The sequence below is a fragment of the Vibrio sp. 10N.222.52.B7 genome (assembly GCF_041474275.1).
Taxonomy (GTDB): Bacteria; Pseudomonadota; Gammaproteobacteria; order Enterobacterales; family Vibrionaceae; genus Vibrio; species Vibrio crassostreae_C.
The window spans coordinates 1-1,803 of record NZ_JBFRTU010000122.1 but is presented as its reverse complement, the minus strand read 5'-3'; the positions used below and the strand labels follow the sequence as shown (position 1 = coordinate 1,803).

Annotated in this window: 3 protein-coding genes; 1 reads left to right on the top strand and 2 read right to left on the bottom strand. The window is 43.0% G+C overall.

Annotation, left to right across the window (positions count from 1 at the left end):
* Positions 1–30: 30 nt before the first annotated feature.
* Positions 31–828 (top strand): alpha/beta fold hydrolase, encoded by a 798-nt coding sequence (locus AB4512_RS21155; RefSeq protein ID WP_017062100.1) that lies wholly within the window; start codon positions 31–33, stop codon positions 826–828.
* A gap of 131 nt (positions 829–959) precedes the next feature.
* Here AB4512_RS21155 and AB4512_RS21150 read toward each other — a convergent pair whose 3' ends face one another.
* Together AB4512_RS21150 and AB4512_RS21145 are read right to left on the bottom strand one after the other, a co-directional pair.
* Positions 960–1,277 (bottom strand): DUF2007 domain-containing protein, encoded by a 318-nt coding sequence (locus AB4512_RS21150; protein WP_017062099.1) that lies wholly within the window; start codon positions 1,275–1,277, stop codon positions 960–962.
* A 64-nt stretch (positions 1,278–1,341) separates the two neighbouring features.
* Positions 1,342–1,803 (bottom strand): TVP38/TMEM64 family protein (locus AB4512_RS21145; protein ID WP_372175576.1); only part of this gene is annotated, 462 nt, incomplete at its 5' end.

Sequence of the window (1,803 nt, the reverse complement as noted above, 5' to 3'; positions counted from 1 at the left end):
AGCTCCATTCCAATAATTAAAGCGATAGGTATGTCTGAGAGTTTACTATTTCATAAAACATTTACTCACCCTACGAGCGATGAGTGGGTTGTATTTGTGCATGGCGCAGGAGGCAGTTCCTCCATCTGGTTCAAGCAGATCAAAGCGTATAAACAGCATTTCAACTTACTTCTCATTGATCTGAGAGGGCACGGTAAATCAGACAATATACTTAAAGGGCTGATTTCGAATCGTTATACGTTCAAATCGGTGACGCTTGATATTCTTAAAGTGTTAGACCATCTTAAGATCCGTTCTGCACATTTCGTTGGCATGTCTTTGGGCACGATTATTGTGCGTAACGTTGCCGAACTGGCGGCTGGCCGTGTACGTTCAATGGTACTGGGTGGCGCTGTCACCAAGCTAAACACTCGCTCTCAAGTGTTAATCAAGTTGGGTAACCTCAGCAAGCACATCATTCCTTACATGTGGTTATACAGCCTTTTTGCTTATGTTGTGATGCCACAAAAAAGCCAAAAAGAGTCTCGTCACCTTTTTATCCGCGAAGCCAAAAAACTGTGCCAGAAAGAATTTAAACGCTGGTTTATCTTAACGGCTGATGTAAACCCCTTGATGAAATATTTTAAAGATAGAGAGCTACCAATACCGACTCTTTATTTGATGGGTGAACGTGACTACATGTTTATTAAGCCTGTAAAAGAAATGGTTGCAGCGCATGAATCGAGTGAGCTAGTAGAAATCCCGAATTGTGGACACGTGTGTAACGTGGAAAACCCTGAAGAGTTTAATCAGCGTTCGATTGCGTTTATTCAAAAACAAATTCAGTGATTTTCTAGGCGTGAAATCAAAGATGATGAGTTAATCGAATTGAAATAAAAACGGGAAGCTAACTTTAGCTTCCCGTTTTTAATTGGAGGAGGTATCTGACCGAATCGTTCTATCAGGTCACTGAAACCCTGCTATTCAGGTGAGGCAGCACCGCACTGCCAGCAAGAGCCGAATTGCGCTTCGTTGACTTCATGACACTCACCACAACGCCACTCTTCATAGATGATCGAATCTTGCTGCTTTTGGTAGTCATTGACGAGCATGCGAGCTTTACTGGCCAATTCTGGCTCATATAACCATACGTAAGGGTCAGTTTCTTCAGTGAATGGGATTTCCCCCTTTAATCCGAACAACCCCTCACCACGGACTTCACAGGCAATATTCTCGCTTTCTAACAATCCACAGATGATATGAGCTTCTGTCGGATTCGATGCACTGAAGATTTTCATTGAAATAGAACCTTATTCGGCTATCTGTGTTGTTTAGATATTATAAACTATTCTGCTATATACATTATTCAGCTACGGGTGCTGAGCGAAACTTACCCATCAACCATTTAGCCACTATTGGGAATATCCCCAATAATGCAAATGACAATAGTACTGAAGGGGAGACGATGCCCGAAAGTGAATCAATTTCTGCGAGCTGAGTACCAGCATTCAAGAAAACCGCCGTCCCCGGTAACATCCCGATTTGACTCGTAATGTAGTAACGACTCACTGACATCGGTGTTAGACCCATCAATAGGTTGATAAGGAAAAATGGGAATACAGGAATCAGACGCAGAGAAAACAGGTAAAATGCGCCGTCTTTTTCAACCCCCTTGTTAATCGTCGCCAATTTGTCACCAAACTTGGTTTGAATCCAGTCACGCAACAGGTAACGGCTACTTAAGAAAGCTAAGGTCGCACCGATCGCACTTGCGAAAGATACCAGTAGCAAGCTGTTCCAGAAGCCAAATAGCGCGGCCCCTAA

Excerpts from the sequence above, each read along its gene's own strand:
- AB4512_RS21155 (WP_017062100.1), top strand. The coding sequence starts at position 31 with ATGTCTGAGAGTTTACTATTTCATAAAACATTTACTCACCCTACGAGC.
- AB4512_RS21150 (WP_017062099.1), bottom strand. The coding sequence starts at position 1,277 with ATGAAAATCTTCAGTGCATCGAATCCGACAGAAGCTCATATCATCTGT.